This window comes from Streptomyces sp. NPDC060205 (genome assembly GCF_042728395.1).
GTDB lineage: Bacteria > Actinomycetota > Actinomycetes > Streptomycetales > Streptomycetaceae > Streptomyces.
The window spans coordinates 1-22785 of record NZ_JBHWZP010000147.1 but is presented as its reverse complement, the minus strand read 5'-3'; the positions used below and the strand labels follow the sequence as shown (position 1 = coordinate 22785).

Annotated in this window: 11 protein-coding genes; 7 read left to right on the top strand and 4 right to left on the bottom strand. The window is 72.1% G+C overall.

What is annotated here, in order from left to right:
- The first annotated feature begins 371 nt into the window (after positions 1-371).
- The gene (locus ACFWGJ_RS24535; protein ID WP_387328223.1) at positions 372-2657 is read left to right on the top strand and encodes a heterodisulfide reductase-related iron-sulfur binding cluster; all 2286 of its coding nucleotides are present in this window, start codon (positions 372-374) and stop codon (positions 2655-2657) included.
- 310 nt (positions 2658-2967) lie between these two features.
- Here the strand turns inward: ACFWGJ_RS24535 and ACFWGJ_RS24530 are convergent, their stop codons facing one another.
- Positions 2968-6198, bottom strand: coding sequence for an AAA family ATPase (locus ACFWGJ_RS24530; RefSeq protein WP_387328220.1), 3231 nt, complete (start codon positions 6196-6198; stop codon positions 2968-2970).
- A 242-nt stretch (positions 6199-6440) separates the two neighbouring features.
- On the opposite strand from ACFWGJ_RS24530, the gene ACFWGJ_RS24525 reads away from it, so the two are divergent.
- The 4 genes from ACFWGJ_RS24525 to ACFWGJ_RS24510 all read left to right on the top strand — a co-directional run bounded on the left by ACFWGJ_RS24525 (position 6441) and on the right by ACFWGJ_RS24510 (position 15717).
- A complete protein-coding gene (locus ACFWGJ_RS24525; RefSeq protein ID WP_381834100.1) occupies positions 6441-7109 on the top strand; it encodes a LuxR C-terminal-related transcriptional regulator in 669 nt (222 codons plus the stop codon).
- Between the two features lie 243 nt (positions 7110-7352).
- The gene (locus ACFWGJ_RS24520) at positions 7353-8072 is read left to right on the top strand and encodes a DUF4255 domain-containing protein (protein WP_381833343.1); all 720 of its coding nucleotides are present in this window, start codon (positions 7353-7355) and stop codon (positions 8070-8072) included.
- The gene (locus ACFWGJ_RS24515; RefSeq protein ID WP_387328217.1) at positions 8069-10063 is read left to right on the top strand and encodes an ATP-binding protein; all 1995 of its coding nucleotides are present in this window, start codon (positions 8069-8071) and stop codon (positions 10061-10063) included. The genes ACFWGJ_RS24520 and ACFWGJ_RS24515 overlap by 4 nt, the downstream gene beginning before the upstream one ends.
- A 185-nt stretch (positions 10064-10248) precedes the next feature.
- Positions 10249-15717, top strand: a complete 5469-nt coding sequence (locus tag ACFWGJ_RS24510; RefSeq protein ID WP_387328214.1) for a hypothetical protein — start codon at positions 10249-10251, stop codon at positions 15715-15717.
- Positions 15718-15798: 81 nt separating this feature from the next.
- Here the strand turns inward: ACFWGJ_RS24510 and ACFWGJ_RS24505 are convergent, their stop codons facing one another.
- The 3 genes from ACFWGJ_RS24505 to ACFWGJ_RS24495 form a co-directional block, all read right to left on the bottom strand.
- A complete protein-coding gene (locus ACFWGJ_RS24505) occupies positions 15799-17238 on the bottom strand; it encodes a hydrolase (protein ID WP_387328211.1) in 1440 nt (479 codons plus the stop codon).
- Between the two features lie 90 nt (positions 17239-17328).
- A complete protein-coding gene (locus tag ACFWGJ_RS24500; RefSeq protein WP_387328208.1) occupies positions 17329-18759 on the bottom strand; it encodes an RICIN domain-containing protein in 1431 nt (476 codons plus the stop codon).
- Between the two features lie 92 nt (positions 18760-18851).
- Positions 18852-20276 (bottom strand): DUF4157 domain-containing protein, encoded by a 1425-nt coding sequence (locus ACFWGJ_RS24495; protein WP_387328205.1) that lies wholly within the window; start codon positions 20274-20276, stop codon positions 18852-18854.
- Between the two features lie 234 nt (positions 20277-20510).
- Between ACFWGJ_RS24495 and ACFWGJ_RS24490 the strand changes: the two genes are divergently transcribed.
- Both ACFWGJ_RS24490 and ACFWGJ_RS24485 read left to right on the top strand, forming a co-directional pair.
- The gene (locus ACFWGJ_RS24490; RefSeq protein WP_387328202.1) at positions 20511-22112 is read left to right on the top strand and encodes a phage tail sheath subtilisin-like domain-containing protein; all 1602 of its coding nucleotides are present in this window, start codon (positions 20511-20513) and stop codon (positions 22110-22112) included.
- A gap of 89 nt (positions 22113-22201) precedes the next feature.
- Positions 22202-22645 (top strand): phage tail protein, encoded by a 444-nt coding sequence (locus ACFWGJ_RS24485; RefSeq protein ID WP_107018041.1) that lies wholly within the window; start codon positions 22202-22204, stop codon positions 22643-22645.
- Positions 22646-22785: the final 140 nt, after the last annotated feature.

Below are 22785 nucleotides of genomic sequence, written 5' to 3'. Positions count from 1 at the left end.
CCCCTCAAAAGCGGGGCTGCGCCCCGGCTTTTGCTTTTCAGGGGCGCGGGGAACGGCGCGAGCAACCCCCACCGGACCCGCACCCGACGGACAGATCGGGGCGCAGCCCCGCCCCTCAAGGGGCGCGGGGAACTGCGCGAGCAACCCCCACCGGGCCCGCACCCGACGGGGAAGCCGGGGCGCAGCCCCCGTCTTCAGGGGCGCGGGGAACTGCGCGGACAAGCTCAGCCTCGCCACGTGTACCCAGGTATGCCTCAGCGACGCAGATCACCGTGGCGCTGACTACAGTGCGGACACAGGAATGGGTAGTCTCGTAGGACTGCGTAAGCTACCGCTCAGTAATGACCCTCGCAGGCCCGAGGAGCCCCGAAATGCAACTCGCCGCGATCATCGTGTCGCTGGTCCTGACCGTGGTCGGCGTCGCCCTCATCGCGCGCGCCATCGGCCAGTTCGTCCGGTACTTCAAGCTCGGCCAGCCGGTCCCCGCCGGAACCCGCACCGACAACCCGTACCAGCGCAGCGTCACGCTGGTGAGGGAATTCCTCGGTCACACCCGGATGAACCGGTGGGGCATCGTCGGCTTCGCCCACTGGTTCGTGGCCATCGGCTTCCTGACGCTGCCCCCCACCCTCGTCCAGGCCTTCGGCCAGCTCTTCCAGGCCGACTGGGTGCTGCCGGTCATCGGCGGATTCCTGCCGTTCGAGCTCTACATCGAGTTCATCGGCGTGATGACGATCCTCGGCATCGCCGTGCTCATGGCCATCCGCCTGCTCAGCCTGCCCTCGCGGGCCGGCCGCAAGTCCCGGTTCGCGGGCTCCAAGTCCGGCCAGGCCTACTTCGTCGAGTACGTCATCCTCACCATCGGCCTCGCCATCTACGTGCTGCGCGGCCTGGAGGGCGCCCTCCACCACGTCGAGGGCTACGAGGCCGCGTACTTCGCCTCGTACCCCCTGGTCCTGGCCTTCAAGGGCCTCGGGCTGAGCACGCTGCAGAACCTGGTCTACCTCGTCGCGACGATCAAGATCGGCACGTCCTTCGTGTGGATGATCGTCGTCTCGCTCAACACCAACATGGGTGTCGCCTGGCACCGCTTCCTCGCCTTCCCGAACATCTGGTTCAAGCGGGAGGCGAGCGGCGGCACCGCGCTGGGCGGGCTGCAGCCCATGACCTCCGGCGGGAAGCCGATCGACTTCACCGACCCCGGTGACGACGACGTCTTCGGTGTCAGCCAGGTGGAGCAGTTCTCCTGGAAGGGCCTGCTGGACTTCTCCACGTGCACCGAGTGCGGGCGCTGCCAGTCGCAGTGCCCCGCCTGGAACACCGGCAAGCCGCTCTCCCCGAAGCTGCTGATCATGTCGCTGCGCGACCACGCGCACGCCAAGGCCCCGTACCTCCTCGCGGGCGGCGGCAAGGACATGGAGGGCAACGAGAAGGCCTCCGCCGAGCAGCTCAAGGACGTGCCCGCCGCCGCCCTCGCGGAAGCCGAGCGGCCGCTCATCGGCACCCTCGAAGAGAACGGGGTCATCGACCCCGACGTGCTGTGGTCCTGCACCACCTGCGGCGCCTGCGTCGAGCAGTGCCCCGTCGACATCGAGCACATCGACCACATCGTCGACATGCGCCGCTACCAGGTGATGATCGAGAGCGCGTTCCCCTCCGAGGCCGGGACGATGCTCAAGAACCTGGAGAAGAAGGGCAACCCCTGGGGGCTCGCCAAGAAGCAGCGCCTTGAGTGGACCAAGGAGGTCGACTTCGAGATCCCCGTCGTCGGACGGGATCTGGAGGACCTCTCCGAGGTCGAGTACCTGTACTGGGTCGGCTGCGCCGGCGCTCTGGAGGACCGGGCGAAGAAGACCACCAAGGCCTTCGCCGAGCTGCTGCACATGGCGGGCGTGAAGTTCGCCATCATGGGCGGCGACGAGAAGTGCACCGGTGACTCCGCCCGCCGCCTCGGCAACGAGCCCCTGTTCCAGGAACTCGGCATGGAGAACGTCATGTCCCTCAACGCCGCCTTCGGCGAGGAGATGGACGACGACGGCAAGGTCACCGCGGAGTCGAAGAAGCCGAAGTCCGCGAAGAAGATCGTCGCGACCTGCCCGCACTGCCTCAACACCCTCGGCAACGAGTACCCGCAGCTCGGCGGCGACTACGAGGTCATCCACCACACCCAGCTGCTCCAGCACCTCATCGACGAGGGCAAGCTGATCCCGGTGACCCCGGTCGAGGGCCTGATCACCTACCACGACCCCTGCTACCTGGGCCGGCACAACAAGATCTACACGCCCCCGCGCGAGATCATGTCCGCCGTGCCGGGCCTGCGCCAGCAGGAGATGCACCGCCACAAGGAGCGCGGCTTCTGCTGCGGTGCGGGTGGTGCGCGGATGTGGATGGAGGAGCGGATCGGCAAGCGCATCAACAACGAGCGTGTCGATGAGGCGCTGTCCTTGAACCCCGACATCGTCTCGACCGCCTGCCCGTTCTGCCTCGTCATGCTGACCGACTCGGTCAACGGCAAGAAGAACGACGGCAAGGCGAAGGAGTCCGTGCAGGTCGTGGACGTGGCTCAGCTGCTGCTCGACTCGGTCAGGACGCTGCCTGAGCCTCCGGCGGGGGCGGCTGAGGCGGAGAGCGAGCCGCAGCCCGAGCCGGTGAAGTAGCGGTCCGGACCCCTGAGCGGTCCCCTGCCGGATTCCCTGTCGGGAACGGTGGGGGGCCGCTCGTTTCGTTCTCGGCCGATCGCCGGCGGGGGCCGTTCGCGCAGTTCCCCGCGCCCCTGAAAGCGGCGCACCGCCGGTGGGGCCGTTCGCGCAGTTCCCCGCGCCCCTGAAAGCGGCGCACCGCCGGTGGGGCCGTTCGCGCAGTTCCCCGCGCCTCCAAAAGCGGCGCACCGCCGGTGGGGGCCGTTCGCGCAGTTCCCCGCGCCCCTGAAAGGCAAAGGGATATCCGGCCGCCCGATCCCCCGTGCCGTCAGCCGTCCCGCCGGTCGTCGAGCGCGGTCGTCAGCTCGCCCCGGCGGCGGATGCCCAGCTTTCGGTAGGTGCTGGTCAGATGCGTCTCTACGGTGCGGCGCGCGAGGTGCAGCAGTTCCGCGATCTCCGTGTTCGTCCGGCCGTCGGCGGCCAGTTCGGCTATCCGGCGTTCGCTGCCGGTGAGCGCGGCCGACCCGGTGAGCGCCGTCGTGGTGCGGCGGGCGCCGCCCTCGCGCAGGACCTGCTCGGCGTCGGCCCGCAGCCGTACGGCGCCCAGCCGTTCGGCGCGTTCGGCCGCCTCCCGCAGGCAGTCGCGGGCGCGGGCCCGCTCTCCGGCGGCGGTGAGCTGGCGTCCCTGTGCGATCAGCGCGGGGATCAGTTCCGTGTCGAGCGGTACGTCTGCGGGGGCGTCCCGCAGTACGCGTACGGCCTGGTCGGCGAGTTCCAGGCCGCGTCGGCCGCCGGTCGCCAGGCCGAGGACGCGCAGGGCGCGGCCGACCGGCCGCGGGGTGTTCCACACCTGGGCCAGGCGCAGTTCCTCCTCGGCCAGTTCCAGTGCCTCCCGGGGGCGGCCGAGCGCCAGCCGGCACTCCGCGGCGGCGGTCCGCCAGGGGGTGACGACCGGGCTCACCACGTCACGCGCCGACTGACGGCGTCCGCATTCGAGGAAGTCGTCGAGGGCGCCCGCAGGGTCTCCGCCGGCGGCCCGCAGCACTCCTCGCGCGTACAGGAACCGGTTCACCTCCCAGGAGTCCTTCGCCTCCCGCAGGTCGAAGCCGCCCGCGAGCCTGCGGGCCTCCACCGCCCGGCCGGTCTCGACGAGCGCGATCACGGCGTGGGCCTGGCCGTTGCCCGGGCCCAGCCGGGCGCCGGGCGACGGCCTGGCGTCGGGTCCGGTGAGCAGGCGCGCGTAGTCGCCGCGGGCGGCGGCGAGGTCGGCGCCGACGTTCAGCAGGGCGCGGTGCATCGGGTGCAGCAGCGACGGACGCTGTCGGGCCAGGCCCCGCCCGACGAGCCGTTCGGCCTCTTCGAGTTCGTCGGCCCACTGCGCGACGGCGGCGGCCGTGCCCAGCAGGAAGGGCTCCGCGAGCGGTTCGACGGGCTCCGCGAGAAGGGCCCGTACGCGTTTCATGGCGGCGTCCGCCGCCAGCAGGCCCGCCGTGGCCTCGTACCGTACGAGCAGGGCCTGGCCCGCGGTGCCGACCAGGCGCGGGGAGCGGTCGGCGTTCTCCCGCAGCCAGCGGTAGACCTCCTGCCGGATCTCGTGGTCCTGGTCGGAGAGCAGCGCGGAGGCGATCTGGAGGGTGCGGGCCAGGTCGGGGTGGCCGGTGAGCTGCGAGTCGAGCGAGCGCAGTACGTCGACGGCGGCGCGGGCCTCGCCCCGGCCGGCCAGTGCGGTGCCCAGGGCGACCGCCGCGCGGACCCGGTCCTGCGGGACGCCCGGCAGGCGTACCGCCTCGGCGAGGCGGGGTATGCCGGCGGAGGAGCGGACGGTGGCGTACTCCAGGGAGCCCAGTTCGGTGAGGAGCCGCTGACGGTGGTCGTCGGGCAGGGGCTCGTCCAGGGCACGGCGCAGGTAGGGGAGGGCGTCGGCGGTGCGGCCGTCGTGGACGGCGATCGCGGAGGCGTCCAGCAGGACGCCGGTGACCCAGGGCTCGCCGACCGCGTCGGCCCGCAGCAACTGGCCGGCGACGACCTCGGCGCGTTCGCCGCGCCGCAGCATGACCTCGGCGGCCCTGCGGTGCGCGGCGCGGCGCCGGGCCACGGGCCAGCCGCTCAGCACCGCGTCCCGCAGCAGCGGATGGGCATAGCGGGGCCGCCCGTCGCCGCCGGCCCGCAGAATCCCGAGCCGGGTCATGGCGGTCAGCCACCCCGTCACCCGGGCGGGATCGGCATCGGTGACCGCGCCGAGCAGCTCGGCGAGCTCGCGCGCGGCGGCGTCGTCCGGGGGCGGGTCGGTGGGGGCGGGGGTGTCCGCGGCGGGGCCGCCGGGAGGTGGGGCGCCCGCGGCCGTACCCGCGGAAGTCGCGGTGCCCGGGATCGCGCCGCCGGCAGCCGTGGCCTCCGCGGCAGCGCCGCCGTCCGGGGAGCCGGTGCCCGAGAAGCCGTCAGCGCGCGGCCCGTCGGCGCAGGAGCCGTCGCCGAGGAAGCCGTCGCCGGCAGGCCGGGGCGCCTTCGAGGGCCGGGCCCGGCCGTGCTCCGCCGGTTCGCCGTGGGCGGGGTCGCCCGCGTCCGGGCGGCCCGCATCGCCGTCGGGCCGACCCGCGGCGGACGCGGCCTCCACGCCCCGGGCGCCGGTGTCCGCGGAGGCGGCAGCGACGGCCGACGCTCCGGCCTCCGGCCAGGCCGGCCCCCGCCGGTCCCCCGGCGTCGCGCCGTTCGGCGGCTCGAACGATGTCCGGGTGCGTGGGCCCGGCAACGCGTCGTCCAGGGTCGCCAGTGTGCGGGCCACCTCCGTCGTGGCGGGGCCCGCGCTGTCCAGCCACCAGGAGACCGCGGCCTGGTACGCGCCCGGGTACAGCGCGGCGCTCGCCCTCGGCACCGTGGCAGGCAGGGTGCCGCGCAGGTCGTCCAGCAGGGCGCGCAGCAGCAGCGGGCTGCCCGCGCTCGCCCGTACGCAGTCCTCCACCCAGGACTGGGGGACCGTGCCGAAGTCCGAACGGACCAGTTGTGCCGTGGAGTCGGGCCCCAGCGGAGAGAGAGTGAGTGTGCGTACGAGTGCGGGGGAGAGTGTGTGCGCGAGGCCCGCCGACGGTGCGTCCAGGTCGTACTGGCTGCGCTCGGTCACCACCAGCAGAACCGGTAAGCGGTCCACCCGCCGGGCGGCGTCGACGAGCCAGCGCCGTGAGGCGTCGTCCGCGAGATGGACGTCGTCCACGGTCATCAGGAGCGGCGGTCCGGCCGTGAACGACCGCAGCAGCCGCCACAGCCAGGCCCCCCGGGCCCGTTCGTCCGGCACCTCCCGGGTGTCGGCGAACTCGGCCTGCGGGCCCAGCAGTTGACGTACGGCCGAGAAGGGCAGCGCCGTGTCGTCGGGCGAGCAGCGGGCCCGCAGCACCCGCATCCCGGCCGACTCCGCCTGCTCGGCGGCGGCTTCGAGGAGCGCGGACCGGCCCGTACCGGTGGCACCCCGCAGCAGCACCAGCCGCCCGGTTCCGGCGCGGGCGCGCGCGGCCTCGGCGGCCACCAGTTCCAGGGTTTGACGGCGCTCAAGCAGTGGTACGTACATCCCTGCCTCCCTCGCGGCCGTGGTGCGGCCCACTGTGTGGGACGGCGGAACGGGCAGCTCCCGTTGCGTGAGATGACCCACTGTCATATGTGCGACGTCGTTTCGGATCCTGTTTCCGATCTCGTGGTGTGTCTCGTGGTGCTCCACGATTGCGCCGGACACACGGCCCCCAGAAGTGTGAGGACCGCACGCCTGTCACGGATGCCACAGAGGTGACGGGCTCGTGAACATAGGGGAGTGAGTTGCGCAGCTCATTTGGGACCGCGGCTCCGGGCACGGCAGAGCCCGAGTCCCGAATACCGGTGGCGGTACACGCCTCGGATCCGATCACCCGGGAAGGAGCGCTCAGCCAGCTGAGACAGCACCCGGTGATCGACCTCCGCGAGGAGACCGAGACAGGACCCGACACCGTCGCCCTGCTGATCAGCGAGACGCTGGACGAGGCGGCGCTGTCCCGGCTGCGCCGACTGGTGCGCAGCGAGGGCGCCCGTGCCGTCCTCGTGGTGAGCGTGATCCGCGAGACCGAACTGCTCGACGTCATCGAGTGCGGGGTCGGCGCCATCGTGTGGCGCCACGAGGCCACCGCGCACCGTCTGGTGCAGGCGGTCGTGGCGGCCTCCCGGGGCGACGGCGATCTGCCCGCGGATCTGCTCGGCCGGCTGATCAGCCAGGTGGGTTCGCTGCACCGCACGGCGAGCAGCCATCCCGGAGCCCCTTCCTCGGGGCTCGCACCGCGTGAAGTGGACGTGCTGAGGCTCGTCGCCGAGGGGCTCGACACCGGGGAGATCGCCAGCAAGCTGTCCTACTCCGAACGGACCGTCAAGAACGTGATGCACGGGCTCACCACCCGGCTGCATCTGCGCAACCGGGCGCATGCGGTGGCACATGCCCTCCGCGAAGGCTACATCTGATCGAACGGGCAGTCGGAGGCGGACGCGGGGGCAGCACTCTGTGCCCGCCGGTCGTCCCCGGCGTGCCTGCGGAGACGGAGCCGTCCCAGGCACGATCGGTTACAACAGCGGTCGTCGGTCACGACCGCGGTCATCGGTGACAACAGCGGTCCACGACAGCGGTTGCGGCGTCGCCGCGGACAGCCGCGCCGTCATCCGGTGGCGGTACGGCAGGGCACGGCACAGCAGGGCGGGAGCGCGACGGTGATCCACGAGGTGGACGAGGTCCTCAAGCGGCTGCTCGGGGGCGGTGCGCTGGCCGGGTCCGGCATCGACGTCTCCTTCGAGGCCCCGACCCGCGACTGGGCGGCCCGGCGCAACGCGCCGACCATCAACACCTACCTGTACGACATCCGCGAGGACGTCTCCAGGCGCCAGCGCGGTCACACCGCCGTGCGCGACGACCGCGACATCGTCGTACGCCGCCGTCAGCCGCCCCGCTGGTTCCGGCTGTCCTACCTGGTCACCGCGTGGACCAAGCAGCCGCTGGACGAACACCGGCTGCTGTCGGCCGCGTTGGCGACGCTGCTGCCCCACGAGCTGATCCCCGCGAGCGAACTGCCGGGCCCGCTCGGCGCGCTGGGCCTGTCCATCCCGCTCACGGTGGCCGGGCTGCACACCGAGTCCCGCTCGCTGGCCGAGATCTGGTCCGCGATGGGCGGCGAACTGAAGCCGTCCCTGGACCTCGTCGTGACCGCGCCCTTCCCGGCCTTCCCCGAGTACGACGCCGGGCCCCCGGTCACGGAGGGCGCGGGTGTGCGCATCCGCGGCATCGACGGCTCGCTGGAGGGTTCGGAGGAACGCCGGCACCGGCCACGGCACCTCAAGTCCTCACCCCTGGGCACCGGCACACGCGAGAACGACAGCCCCGCTCAGCACGGCAGCACCGGTGACCGGCAGAACACCGGAGAACGGCAGAAGTGACCGCCCACGCCCCGCTCACGTCCGACCCGCTCCTGCTGCGCCTGGCCCGGCTGCGCGACCGTGTCGGCGAACTGGTCGACGAGCGCACCGCCGGGGACCCCACGGCGGGCGACCCGCTGCGCGGCCTGTACCTCTCCGACGAGGCCGTACGGCATCTGCTCGCACCCACGACGGCCTCGTACCCCTCCGCCTTCGAGGACGGGCCGGACGACCGGGACGGGGCGGCGTACGAGGGCGGTGGCCCCGACCGGCTGGAACTGCTCGCGGTGCGGCTCGGGCTCACCGAGCTGGATCTGCGGATCCTGCTGATCGCCCTCGCCCCCGACCTGGAGCGCTCCTTCGAGTCGCTGTACGGGTATCTCAACGACGACGTCAGCAGGCGCCGCGCCACCACCGGGCTCGCCCTCGACCTGTGCGGGCTGCCCGTGCACTTCGCCGGGGCCCGGGCCCGCTTCCATCCCTCGGCGCCCCTGACCGCCCTCGGCCTGCTGAACGTCGAGGACCCCGAACGCCCCTTCCTCAGCCGGGCGTTGCGCGTACCCGACCGGCTCATCGCGCATCTGCTCGGCGACGACACCCTGGACCCCGCGCTCGTCGGCCACGTCCACCCGCTCGCGACCGCCGCGCCCTCGCACGACGACGGGTTCAGCGACAAGCTGGCCGCCCGGCTGAGCAGCGCGCCCCTGACCGTCTATCTGCGCGAACACCGCGAGGGCGACGGGCTCGCCGGGGCCGCCGCCGCGCTGCGAACCGCCGGCTACGAGGCCCTGCACTTCACGGGCCCCGAGGAGCGCGTACCCGAACTCCTGCGGGAGGCCAGGCTGCGCGACGCCGCCGTCGTGGCGTCCGCCCTGCCCGAGAAGCCCGGGCCGCTGGTCCGGGCGCTGGCGCACTCCGGGGTGCCCGTGCTGCTCACCGGGCCGCGGCCGTACGACCCGCAGTGGTGCGAGCACGACCCGCTGGTCCTCGACGCGCCCCGGCAGCGGGCCGGCGCGGTGGACGTCTGGTCGGCCGCCCTGCGGGACGAGCCCGGCTTCGACCTCGCCGCCACGGTGGCCCCCTACCGGCTCGGCGGCGACCGCATCCTGCGGGCCGCGCAGGCCGCCCAGCACCTCGCCGGCTTCGACGGCACCCCGGTGACCGCCGCGCATCTGCGGCTCGCCGCACGGCAGCAGTCCGCCTCGGGCCTTGAGCAGCATGCCCGGCGGATCAGGCCCGACGTGGACTGGGGGGACCTCGTCCTGCCCGACAAGCCCCTCGTGCAGCTGCACGAACTGGCCCTGCGCGCCCGCCACCGCGACCAGGTCCTCGGCGACTGGCGGCTCAGCGCGGGCGGCGGCCGGGGCCGCGGTGTCCTCGGACTCTTCGCGGGCGAGTCCGGCACCGGCAAGACCCTGTCGGCGGAGGTCGTCGCCGCCGAACTCGGCCTGGACCTGTACGTGGTGCAGCTGTCCTCGATCGTCGACAAGTACGTGGGCGAGACCGAGAAGAACCTGGAGCGGATCTTCACCGAGGCCGACCGCACGGACGCGGTGCTGCTCTTCGACGAGGCGGACGCGGTCTTCGGCAAGCGCTCCGAGGTCAAGGACTCCCACGACAAGTACGCCAACATGGAGAGCGCCTACCTGCTCCAGCGCCTGGAGTCCTTCGACGGCATCGCGCTGCTCACCACCAACCTGCGCGCCAACATCGACGAGGCGTTCACCCGGCGCCTCGACCTGGTGATCGACTTCCCGTTCCCCGACCCCGGGCAGCGCCTCGCCCTGTGGCGGCACAGCCTCGCCGCGGTGCCGTGCGAGGAGGGCACCGACCCCTCGGCGGTCGCCGAGGGCTTCGAGCTGGCGGGCGGCTCGATCCGCAGCGCGGTCGTCACCGCCGCCTACGCGGCCGCCGGACGCGGCGCCCCGGTCACGACGGCGGACCTGCGCGAGGGCGCGGAGCGCGAGTACCGCAAGGCGGGCCGGCTGGTCCCCGGAGAGGGCAACTGGTAGGCGCACAGGGGGTCGTGTGACGCCCCGGTGAACTACGGCCGACCCCCCGGTGAGCTGCGGGCCTCGATCAGCTGACACCCCATGTGACCTGCCCTTTCCCACCCATCCCCCTGGTTACGCTGCCTCTCGGACGGATCCGGAACGGCAGACGTGCGGGGGTGCCCCCGTGGTGGGGACGGCTCACTGTGCGCCGACAGCGGCAGGCGTCGAACGACCAGGGCAAGGCGCCCGAGACGGCGGCGAGGACCTCCGTACCGGGCGGCCCGGAACCGCGCACCATGCTCGCGCTGCAGCAGAGCGCGGGCAACGCCGCGGCGTCCAGGGCGCTGCACGGCAGGAACCCGCACCGGACCCGCCCGCTCGGCACCCCGCCCGGCGAGACCGGCCGGTCCGTCGCGGGCCCCTCGCGCACCGCGCAGGCGCCCGGCTCCACCGCGCAGGCGCCCGGGCCCACCGGACTGTCGTCCATCGAGGAACTGCCCGAACACGCCCCCGCCACCCGGCTGGGGTCCGTGCTGCCCACCATCGAGGAGGGCGACGAGGGCGCCCCCGAACCGGAGCCGCTGGGCCTGCCGCCGTATCTGCGGGACCTGACCGCGGCCGGACTGTCCACCGCCCGGCAGCCGACCGGCCACGAGATCGTGGGCACCGCGCTGGCCGCCACCATCGGGCACTCCGACGGAACCGTCGCCGAGATCAAGGAGGAACTGGCCGGCCGGCCGGAGACCTTCTACGGGCAGGGCCGCGCGTTCTCCGTGGCGGGCCCGAACGGCAAGGACTGGTACGACGTCACCGTCACCATCTCCCCCGCCCCCGGGGACCGGCCCGAGACGTTCGTCTCCGCCGAGGTCCTGAAGTCGCGCGCCGGGACCGCCAGACGGGCCGGCGACCGGGCGGCTGCGCGGGCCGCGCTGGCCCGCGAGGCCGAGGGCGCGGCCACCAAGGTGGACGTCCAGCACAACACCCAGGCCACGGTGGGCCACACCGCGGGCAACTCCGCGAGCCGCGGCGCCGGTCTGACGGCCTTCGGCCTCGCGCCGGTCGTGCCCGGCGTCTGGCTCGGCGGCGCGGTCATGGCGAACGCCCAGCCGTTCCAGTCCGCACGCGAGTCCCGCACCCAGAAGAGCGTGGCCGAACCGCGCGTCCTGCGCAGCGACAAGGGCTCCGTCGAACTGCTCCGCCAGGTCCGGTACGGCGTACGGATCAAGAAGCAGGACGCGCCCGAGGTGAAGTCGTTCAGCGGGACGGGCACGCTCACCCTGCGCGTCCCCACCGAGCATCTGGTCCCCGCCTCCGTCGCCGCCGCGTCCGGCGGTACGCCCCCGCAGGGGGCCCGGCTGACCGCGCGCACCGCCCGGAAGGTCGCGCGGGCCGACAGCTTGGCGCCGGTCGCGGTCACCGACTCAGCGGCCCCGCACGAGGGCGGCAACGGCCTGTTCGACACGGTCCGTTCGGTGCTGCACCCCTCGCTGACCTCGCCCGGCGCCCCCGGCCGCGCCCGGCTGTACGACGCCACCTCGACCGCCACCGTCCTGGAGGACATGCCCCGGCTGCTGCGCCAGGAGGTCGTCGGCGAGGACCTGACCGCCAAGGACGGCAGCGCGGTGGGCACGTACCGGATGCGGGCCGCGATCGGTTCGATGGCGCCCGCGTGGAAGATCGGCAAGACCCAGCTGCGTACGCATCAGCAGGCGCAGCACTCGGTGACGGACACCGCGGGCAAGGGGCGCGGCGGCACGTTCGGTGTGGGCCCCGCCATCGGGGTCGGGGTGCTGGCGAACGCCGCGGCGGTCCGCGCCACGGCCATGCCGACCTTCGGCGCGAAGAGCGCGCGCTTCACCGTGTCCGAGCAGACGGTCTCCAGCCGCCAGGGCGCCGAGGTCCGCGGCGACAAGGTGCTCTACCGGGGCACGGTGGTGCTCACCGTCGAGGGCACCGGACCGCTCTCGCCCGCGATGAAGGCCCGGATGGGCGACCGGACGGCGACCCACTCGATGGACGTGTGGCTGAGCCTGCGGGCCGACGAGGCGCAGGCCCTCGGGCTGCCGCTGCCGTCGGGGGTCGTCGCGGACGAGATGGTGAAGAAGCCGAAGGCCGATCCCGGCAAGGGCCCGGGTTCCGGCGACGGCACCGACTCCGGCCAGGACAAGGGCAAAGGCAAAGGCAAGGCACGGGCCTCCGACGTCGCGTCCGGGTCCGGCTCCGGGGTCGGGTCCGGGTCCGGGTCCGGGGAGGCCGTGCCGGACGTCGAGCGCCATCTGCCCTTCGGGGCCATGGGATCGAGCGTCGCGATCAGCCGGCTCGACACCGGGCCGCTGCTCGCCGGCGTCCAGCGGCTGTTCGCCACCGACCCGCAGCTGGCCGGATATCTGCCCGCCTTCGGCGCCGGACGGGAGCCCGCGAAGACGAGTCCGGAGGAGGCCGAGGCGCAGCGGGGCAACTACCGCGAGCTGATGACCGTCCTGTCGGACACCAACCTGGCCGTCAACAAGGACCAGTTGCTCTCCAGCGGTATCCGCGTGCGGATGCGGCGCAAGTCCCGGATGCACGCGCACGACGTGCAGATCAAGGTCACCGGCCGGCTCGGCGACACCACGTACGCCGGTGACATCAAGGACTGGCTCGTCCGCAGCCACTCCGGTGTCACCAGCAACGCCCAGAGCGGGCGCTCCAGTTCACGGTCGGTGGGCGGCATGGTGCTCGGCCAGTTCCGGATCATCCCCTCCGCGCTGAACGCCTCCGTGCGGGCCGACCGGACGAAGGCCGGCGCGCGGCGCGGCCAGGGCGGTCCGACGACCCGCTCGGACATCCTGACCAACGGCTCCGAGGACGCCGCCGCCTTCGACGGCTCGCTGCACCTCGACGTGGACGTCACCATGACGACCCGCGAGCGCAAGGCCAAGCGCGCCCTGACACCCGGGCTGCCGGGCCGGGACGTGCCCGAGGCGAGGCACATCGGCTCGGTGGAGCTGGAGGACCAGGACGTACGCCTGCTCACCCCGGCCGGGTTCACCATGGACACCGACGAGAAGCAGAAGCTGGACGCCTCCGTCGCCGCCCGGACGGCCGGGCACGGGCCGCCGCAGCGGACCTTCGCCGCCGAGGGCATCGGCGACCTCGCGGGCATGGAGCCGCGGGCGATGGCCTCCCGGCGGGTACGGGACTGGACGCTGGTGGAGACCGTCGGCGACGGGCAGCCGATCCGGGACCTCGCGTTCGAGCTGCTGGCCGGGGCCGCCGCCCGCAACCGGACACTGCGCGAGGACAAGGCCCTGGCCACCGAGGGGCTGGCGCCGCGGCTCGCGATCGAGGAGCGGTTCAGCCCGCAGGCGGTCACCGCGGCACTGCGGCAGGCCGTGTCCTCCGGCTGGGTCGTGAAGAACCTGCGCTACCCGCGCCGGACCGCCGGACTCACCGGCGCGGTGGGTACGCGGTTCGCGCTGGCCAACCCGAAGGTCGTGCACCGGGCCACGGGCCCCGGCACGGAGAGCTTCGTCCTGGGCGGCCACCAGGCGACCGGGCAGGAGTCCGAGAGCACGAGTACGTCGGTGCAGGCCGGAGTCGTGGGCATGCAGCACGGCACCGACTGGCGGGCCGGCGAGGGCGTCTCGGCGGGCCGCACCCTGAGCGAGGGCTCGTCCACGGCGTCGACGCTGGCCGGCACGGTCGAGCGCAACGCCCACACCTCGCGTACGCAGCCCCTGTATCTGGTCCACTGCGATCTGGTGGTCCGGATGGTCGCCGAGGTGGGGGTGACCGGCGGCGGACCGTACGTGTCGAAGTCCGAGCGGACCCTGCCGGGGGCGGCGGCCGTGTGGCTGACCGCGGACCAGCTGAGGGCGTCGAAGCTGCGCGTACCGGGCGAGAAGGCACCGGAGAAGGCACCGGAGAAGACGGCGGAGAGGACGCGGGAGAAGGCAGGGGCGAAGGCTCAGGAGAAGGCTCAGGAGAAGGCGACCGGGAAAGTGGCTGCCGGTGGCGGGCGGGACGCGCAGGGTGGTCAGGACGGGCAGGGCGGCCGGGAGAGCGGCGCCCCGGCCCCGCGGCCCCAGCTGTCCCGGGACCTCCCGCTCGGCTTCGGCGCGATCGAGAACCTGCCCGACTTCGTGCCCCTGCTGGAACAGCTCCGCGGCAGCCTCGGCCGCCGGGACAAGAGCCTCGCCGAGAACCTGCTGCCCAGGCAGCAGCTCAAGGACCGCAACGACAACGTGCAGCGGTTGCTGCGGGTGCTCGACAGGGACGGGGCCGCCGGACTGCTCTCCGGTGCCATGGACGGCGGTGTCACCGTGGAGCTGCTGGACGGGCGCAGGACGCCGTACTGGGCGGTGTTCAAGGTGAGCCGCAACGGGCCGGGCACCCACGCCGAGACGCTGGACGAGGGCCCCGGGGACATGGAGTACATCACCTCGGCCTCGGCACAGCGGGCGAGCGGCCGGGAGAAGGGTGACGCGCGCGGGGTCGAGGCCGTGTTCGCCGGGGCCGCGAAGCCCGAGAACGGCGGCGGCCAGCTGAAGAACGTCGGCGGCGCGGCGGGACTCGGCCTCGGGTCCAGCGACGCGAAGAAGACCGCGTCCGTCGGCCGGGCCCAGCTCGGCGTCAAGACCGTCGCCGAGGCCTCGGCGCGTTCGGTGCGCATGAACGTACCGATCACGGCGTCGCTCGAACTGCACTCCTCCAAGGGCCGGTTGGGGCTGGCGCAGCTGAGCGGGCAGCAGCTGACCCACCGCATCCTGCAGAACGACCTCACGGCCCTGAACCAACTGCAACCGGTCCAGCAGGAACAGCAGCGACAAGGGCAAGAGGGGGCGGGGCGGCCGACTCCGCCCGGCCGTGAGGACGCCCGTGCCGACCGGATGGGGCCCTGGCACGCCGGCGGGGTGACGCTGCCGATGGAGGCGCAGGTCAACGGCTTCCAGGGCGCGCCGGACATCCGGAAGCTCATCGACGACACCGTGCGGGAGGCGGGCGGCAGCAAGCGGTACGGCAAGCAGGGTGACGCCGCCGCCCACGTCCAGCGCGAGGCCGTGTCCACGGAGTGGCTGATCTCGGCGCTGCCGTTGCTGACCTCCGCCGGGGTGGATCTGCCGCCGGTGCACGCGAGCGGTCTGCGGGGGCAGGACCTGCGCACCTCGCTGCACGCACGGCTGCGGGGCGGGCGGGTGCTGGGGGTCGGCGACAAGATGACGTTCGAGACGGTCGCGCAGAGCGGCCTGGACGCGCCGCGGCCCACCGGGGTGGACAGCCAGCAGTCGGCCGAGCACAGCAGGACGGCGCGGGGGATCGTCGGGGCGGGGGTCCTGAACGCCACGGAGTTCCGGTTGAACCAGCTGCTCGGCAACGTCGACGGGACCGGCAGCGCGACGGACGCGCATGCGAACGCCGCCGGGTCGATGCCGCTGCACAAGCCGAAGTTCGAGTCGGTGCTGGTGCAGTTCACGCTGGACGTGCGGGTGGTGGCGCGGGTCGCGGAACGCGGTCCCGGCGGGCGGCGGTCGGTGGGGGTACGGGAGTTCACGCTCCCGCGGCCGGTGGTGGTCCGGATGCCGGCGCCGGCGGTCCGCCGTATGCTCCGGGACCCGGCGAACGCGTCCGAACTCCGCGACCCGCAGGGCCACTTGTCCGCGAAGAAGGCGAACGCGGCAGCAACACCCTGACCGGGCCCCGCGCCCCTCAAAAGCAGGGGCGCGGGGAACTGCGCAATCCTTTGGGCCGGCCCCCACCGGCCCGCAGACGGGTCACACCGTGAACTTGACCGCTTCGAGCCACAGGTTGTTGTCCAGCGTTCCCCCGAAGATGAATCCCTCGCCCTCACCCGGCTTGTCACAGCCGAGCCCGAGCCAGCCCGCGTTGCGGACGTGCGCGTTCTGGCACACGGCCCCACCCCCGTTGTCCACGTTGATGGTGAACCCCAGCAGATTCGGCGCGTCCTTCTTCGTACTGCCGATGTAGTTGTCGATGCCGTCGGCCGCACCCGACCACGGCGCGATGTAGTGCCCCTGCCCGTTCGTCGACTCGGGGTCTTGGACGAACGCGGCGCTCGCGGTGCCCTTGGTGCCCGACACCGCGATGTTGAGGCTCTTGAGGGGCGTCTCCTCACCCACCGTGCCCGCCGTCTCGCCGTCGCAGACCGCTTCGGTCCAGCCCTTGCCCTTCACGAAGGCCCGGTAGCAGATGTGCTTCTTGTCCGGTTCCTCGGCGGCCAGTTCCTGGACGGCGGTCGCCGCGGTCCGCTCCGGGGCCTTGGTCTCCTTGTCCTCCTCGCCACCACCGCCCCCGGCTCCGGCCGCCGCCCCGCCCGCGGCCTGGGTCGGCGCGGCGGCCGGCGGCGCCGTGGGAGCGACGGTGGGCGTGCTCGGCATGGGCGGGGACGCCGTGGGACTGCTGGGCGGCAGCGTACTGATGCCGGCCTCCTGCAGCTTCTCCGTGGCCGCGCTGCGCACCTGCGGCTTGTAGGCGATCCACAGCAGCACGAAGGTGATCGCGAGTGCCATGAAGATGCCGAGGAAGGTGGCGAGCCAGCGCGGCAGGAAGCCCTTCTGGACGTACGTGCCCTCCACGTCCAGCGGGTCCACACCGGACCGTTGCACGGCCAGCGTGTACGGCTTGGACTCCTTGGACCCGAACCAGATGATCTGGCGCGGCTTCAGCGTCGTCTTCACGAACGCCGCCCGCCCCGGCTCGATCTGCACGTTCGACGGATAGATGTCGTACGACAGCTGGTCACCGTTGTCGCTGCCGCTGACAGAAGCGGTGAGCTTCGTATTGCCCAGGTTGTCGACCGCCAGCTTCGGACGGCCCCGGAAACGCCCCTTCACGGTCGGCGGGACCAACTCGGCCCGTACCTCCGTGAAGGGGGTGATCGTCAGGTTCCCCTCGGGGACCGTCGTCGCCTCCGGGTGTTCCGTCGGCGTGATCCGCACCGCGTACGGATTCGGACCCGCCGTCGCATCCGGCGTCCGCGGCGGCGCGAACGCGATGTCCACCGAACCCGTCGTCCCCGGATACAGCCGCAGCACCTGCGGCTCCACCCTCGCCCACGGCGCGAGCGGACCGACCGCCTCGAAGCGGTACTCGTCCACCACATCACCGGTGTTACGCAGACGCAGCCGCACCGTCGTACTGCCACCCGGGTCCACGGTCGCGGAGGCGGGCTCCAAGGAAGTCCAAAGGCTCACGCTGGGAACCTAAACGCCGATCCGGTGCCGAGTCAGGAAGCAGTCGGGCACGATGCGTGCCCGAACAGGCGGCACCCAATGCCCCGGGTCTCAATCCGTGTCGGTATGGATGACGAGCCACTCCTGGTCATCGGAGTTGGAGCAGTTGTACAGCGTCAGATTCGTGTCGGCCGTGCCGGTGCTGAACCCCGCCACGTCCAGACACTTGTTGTTGCTGGCGAAGTTGCGAATCCAGTAGGCGCCGCTCTCCTGCTTGTCGATCCACCACAGGTCGTTGTCCGCGGACGTGCCCACGCATTCGGACTCGAACACCCCCACCGTCACGGGCTGCGCCCCCGCCTCCGGCAGGTCCATGCAGAGCTGGTCCTTGACGTTGCGGATCACGAAGAGGTCGGTGGCACCGGGGCCCGCCTTCTTCTGGCGCACCTCCAGGTTCCAGAGCTGGTTGTCCTCCTCCACCTTCTCGGTGCAGGGGGCCTGCTGCACGCGGCCGGTCACCTTCCCCTTGTCGAAGCCGGGAAGTTCGGCGCACATCTTGGTGGTCGTGTTGCGCAGCAGGATGTTGGTCGCGGGCACCACGCTCTTGGGCTTGGGCTTCGGCTTCGGGCTTTCCCCGCCGCCACCGCCGCCACCGCCACCACCGTCGCCGGACGCCGTCGGAACGGCGGGCTCGGAAACCACCGGCTCGGCGGACGGGGTCTTCGGCGCCTCGGGGGTCAGCGTGGGGGAGGGTGCCAGCGTGCTGATGCCGGCTTCCTGCAGCTTCTCCGTGGCCGTGCTGCGCACCTGCGGCTTGTAGGCGATCCACAGCAGCACGAAGGTGAGGGCGAGTGCCATGAAGATGCCGAGGAAGGTCGCCAGCCAGCGCGGCAGGAAGCCCTTCTGGACGTACGTGCCCTCCACGTCCAGCGGGTCCACGCCCGACCGTTGCACGGCCAGCGTGTAGGGGCGGGACTCCTTGGACCCGAACCAGATGATTTGGCGCGGCTTCAGCGTCGTCTTCACGAACGCCGCCCGCCCCGGCTCGATCTGCACGTTCGACGGATAGATGTCGTACGACAACTGATCGCCGTTGTCGCTGCCGCTCACCGAAGCAGTCAGCTTCGTATTGCCCAGGTTGTCGACCGCCAGCTTCGGGCGGCCCCGGAAACGCCCCTTCACGGTCGGCGGCACCAACTCCGCCCGCACCTCCGTGAACGGAGTGATCGTCAGATTCCCCTCGGGAACCGTTGTCGCCTCAGGATGCTCCGTCGGCGTGATCCGCACCGCGTACGGATTCGGACCCGCCGTCGCATCCGGCGTCCGCGGCGGAGCGAACGCGATGTCCACCGAACCCGTCGTCCCCGGATACAACCGCAGCACCTGCGGCTCCACCCTCGCCCACGGCGCCAGCGGACCGACCGCCTCGAAGCGGTACTCGTCCACCACATCACCGGTGTTCCGCAGACGCAGCCGCACCGTCGTACTGCCACCCGGGTCCACGGTCGCGGAGGCGGGTTCGAGGGAAGTCCAAAGGCTCACTCTGGGACGCTATCCGCAGGGATGACCCGAAGTCAGGGGTCCCAGGGGCAAGGCCGCTGTCCGAGGAGGCAGGCCTCGGTGCCTCGTCACCGTCACTTGAAGAGCTGGGTGAAGTAGAACCGCCCGATCCGGTCCTGGATCTTCTTGCGGATCGTGGCGCGGTTGAACTTGCCGCCCTGCTCGACGCTGTACTGGTCCTTGTTCAGCTCCTCCACGATGGCGTTCAGGAGCTGCCGCTGGGAGCCGTCGGGGTCGTTCCCGTTGATGTACTCGACCAGCGTCTCCCAGGGCTTCGCCGGCGCGAGCCCCGCACCGACCATCGCCTCCCGGACCGCGGACGGCAGGGAGTTGTCCGTGCTGTTGTACTCGTGGCGCGGGTTGTCCCCCGCGAACTGGTTCTCGTTCACCAGCATGTTGTGGTACTCGACCAGCGCCCGCCTGCCACCGGACATGTCGACGCTGAAACCGGCCTGGTCCTGCTGGACGTGGCCCATCTCGTGCCGGACGGTCTGCTCCACGGTGAAGCCCGGGGACGGCGTGCTGTTCACGAGCAGGATCTTGTGCGACGCGATGTAGGCACCGCCGCCCGCGAGTCCCACGACCGCCGAGGCCGCGTGATGGCCCTCGCCGCCGTTCAGTGCCTGGACGCTGAGCTGGAGCTCCTCCGGGGTGAGGCCGATGCAGCTCCCGGCCGGGTAGCTGGCGAAGGGGGTGTCCGCCTGGATGCTGGGGTTGTCCGGCACCTCCACGATCTTGACGGTGCCCTCGACACCCAGCTTCTCCTGAGCCCCCCTGATCACCTCGGGGTCCAGGGCGCGCTGCACCGTCGGCTCGGGAGCACGCTGGACAGCCGGTCCGGAGGCCCGCTGGACCGTGCCCGCGAGGGCACGCTGCACCGCCGCCCCGCCGTGGCCGTGCCCGACGGCCTCCTCGGTGTCGGAGTCGAGCGCGCGCTGCACGGGCGCCGCCCCGCTCCTCGCCTGCGCCTCGATCGCCTCCGCGCGCTTCTCACCCCAGTCGCCCTGGCTGGAGACCTTCAGGCCCGAGCCGTTGTCGGTGCCGGGGACGGCACCCCTGCGCTGGTCCTTGACGTGCTGCAGTTCGTGGATGAGCGTCGGCTTGTCCTTGCCGTCCCAGACCACGTTCTCGCCGGCGGTGTACGCGCGGGCACCGATGGCCTTGGCGGACTGCAGGGCGACCGTGTCCGTGTGGAGCTTCACGGTGCTGAAGTCCTCGCCCTGGAACCAGCTCGCCGTCTCCTGGAGCAGTGAGCCGTTCATCCGGCTGCCCGGGGACTTCACGACCTGGTCCACCAGCTCGCGCTGTTCGTCGGGGGTGTGGCCGCAGCCCGCACCGTGCTGGTGCTGTCTGCGCTGCACGGCCTGGGTCACCGCGGCGTTGCCCGCCGCGCTCTGCAGCGCCAGGATCCGGTCCGCGGTGGTGCCACGGTCCGTCGTCGGGCGGATCTTGACCTGATCACCACCGGCCTTCTCGGCCTCGGCTTCCTGCGCGCGCATGACGTTTCCCTCCACAGCTGATCCTCCAGCATTACCCGAAGGGGCCCGGCGCGGGGAGAGCGGCAGGGGCACCCATCGGGGCAGAACGACGGGATCAGGGGGCACATGGAGACCTCGCGCTGCCCTTGCGGGCAGGGAGTTTGCCCCCGATCAGGTACCGCAGGACGTTTCAACGAACGCCCGCGCGCGTGAGAGTCGGAGCAGACCTGTCTCGTACCCCGAGGAGAGCAGAGCATGCCGTCCTACCTGTCGCCCGGCGTTTACGTCGAGGAGGTGGCCAGCGGCTCGCGTCCCATCGAGGGAGTGGGCACGTCGGTGGCGGCCTTCGTGGGGCTCGCCCCGCACGGCCCGCTGAACGAGCCGACGCTGGTGACCAACTGGTCGCAGTACGTCGCGGCCTTCGGTGCCTTCACCGACGGCTACTACCTCGCGCACTCCGTGTACGGGTTCTTCAACAACGGCGGCAGCGCCGCGTACGTCGTGCGCGTCGGCGGCGCGTCCGACGGCTCCGCCGAGAACGGCGCGTCCGCGAACGGCGCCCCGGCGGCCGTCTCCGGCTCCGCGGCCCGCGCCGCGCTCACGGCCGGCGAGCCGAAGCAGCTCGGCACCTTCAGCGTCACCGCGGTCGCGGGCGGCTCGCTCAGCGTCGAGGTCGCGGACCCCGAGGGCGAGGGCCCCGCCGAGCGCTTCAAGCTGATCGTCAAGGACGGCGACAAGCCCGTCGAGTCCTTCGACGTGACCGCCAAGAAGGGCGGCCGCAACTACGTCGTCACGCAGGTGAAGGAGCGCTCCAAGCTCATCACCGTGCAGGAGGCCGCGCCCACCGCGCAGCTGGCGCGCCCCGAGAACCAGACGGTGGCCCTGGCCGCCCCGTCGGCCGCCTCGTCCAACTCCCCCGCCGTACCTGCCGGTTCGGACGAATCGCACCCGGGCCCGGCCCAGTACCTCGGCGACTCCGCCGACCGCACCGGCTTCGGCGGCCTGGAGGCCGTGGACGAGATCTCCATGGTCGCCGTCCCCGACCTGATGGCCGCCTACCAGCGCGGCGCGATCGACCTGGAGGCCGTCAAGGCCGTCCAGCTCGGTCTGATCGCGCACTGCGAGCTGATGGGCGACCGCGTCGCCGTCATCGACCCGCCGCCCAGCCTGAACGCCCGCGAGATCCGTGTCTGGCGTCAGGAGACCGCCGGTTACGACTCCAAGTACGCGGCCCTGTACTACCCCTGGGTGAAGGTCTTCGACCCGGCGTCCGGCCAGTCCCGGCTGACCCCGCCGAGCGGTCACGTCGCCGGCATCTGGGCCCGCAACGACTTCGAGCGCGGTGTGCACAAGGCGCCCGCCAACGAGGTCGTGCGCGGCGCGGTGGACCTAGAGCTGCAGATCACCCGCGGCGAGCAGGACCTGCTCAACCCCATCGGCGTCAACTGCATCCGCGCCTTCCCGGGCCGCGGCATCCGCGTCTGGGGCGCCCGCACCATGTCCTCGGACCCGGCCTGGCGCTACCTGAACGTCCGCCGGTACTTCAACTACCTGGAGGAGTCGATCCTGCTCGGCACCCAGTGGGTGGTGTTCGAGCCGAACGACCACAACCTGTGGGCCCGGATCCGGCGCAACGTGTCGGCGTTCCTCGTCAACGAGTGGCGCAGCGGCGCCCTCTTCGGCCAGCGGCCGGAAGAGGCGTTCTACGTCAAGTGCGACGAGGAGACCAACACCCCGGAGTCGGTCGACCTCGGCCGCGTGATCTGCGAGATCGGCATCGCGCCCGTCAAGCCCGCCGAGTTCGTGATCTTCCGCCTGGCCCAGTTCTCCAGCGGCAGCGGCGAGCTGGAGGAGTAGGCACCGCCTGCCTCCGCGGTCAGCCCCCGTACGGCTTCCGTTAGCCCTCGTACGTCACAGACAAGAACCCTCAGAAGGACAGAGAACAGATGAGTCTCAGCCCGGGTGACGCCCTCACTTCACATAATTTCGGTCTCCAGATCGACGGCGTGATGGTCGAGTACCTCGCCGAGGTCAACGGCCTCAGCATCGAACAGGACGTCATCAAGCACCTGTCGAACTCGGCGCAGGGCAGGCCCGAGGTCAGCCTCATGCCCGGCGTGCAGAAGGACGGTCAGTGCACCGTCGTGCGCGGTATGACGCAGTCGCCGGCCTTCACGACCTGGATCAACGACTCGATCACGGGCCAGATGAGCACGGCCCGCAAGAACGCGTCGATCATCATGATGGATTACCAGAACAACCCGGTGAAGCGTTACAACATGCGCAACGCCTGGTGTTCCAAGATCGACGCGAGTGCGCTCAAGGCCGGCGAGGCCCAGGCGCTCACCGAGACCGTGACCATCGTCTTCGAAGAACTGGTCATCGAGTAATGCGCCGTACTGCTGCCAGGGCGGGCGCGGGCCCGGTCGTGGACGCACCGGTGCCGGAGCCGGTGGCGGCGCCGGAGCAGAATTTTGCTCCGGCGCCCCCCGCCGCTCCGGCGCCCGCGCCCGCGCCGGTGGCACAACAG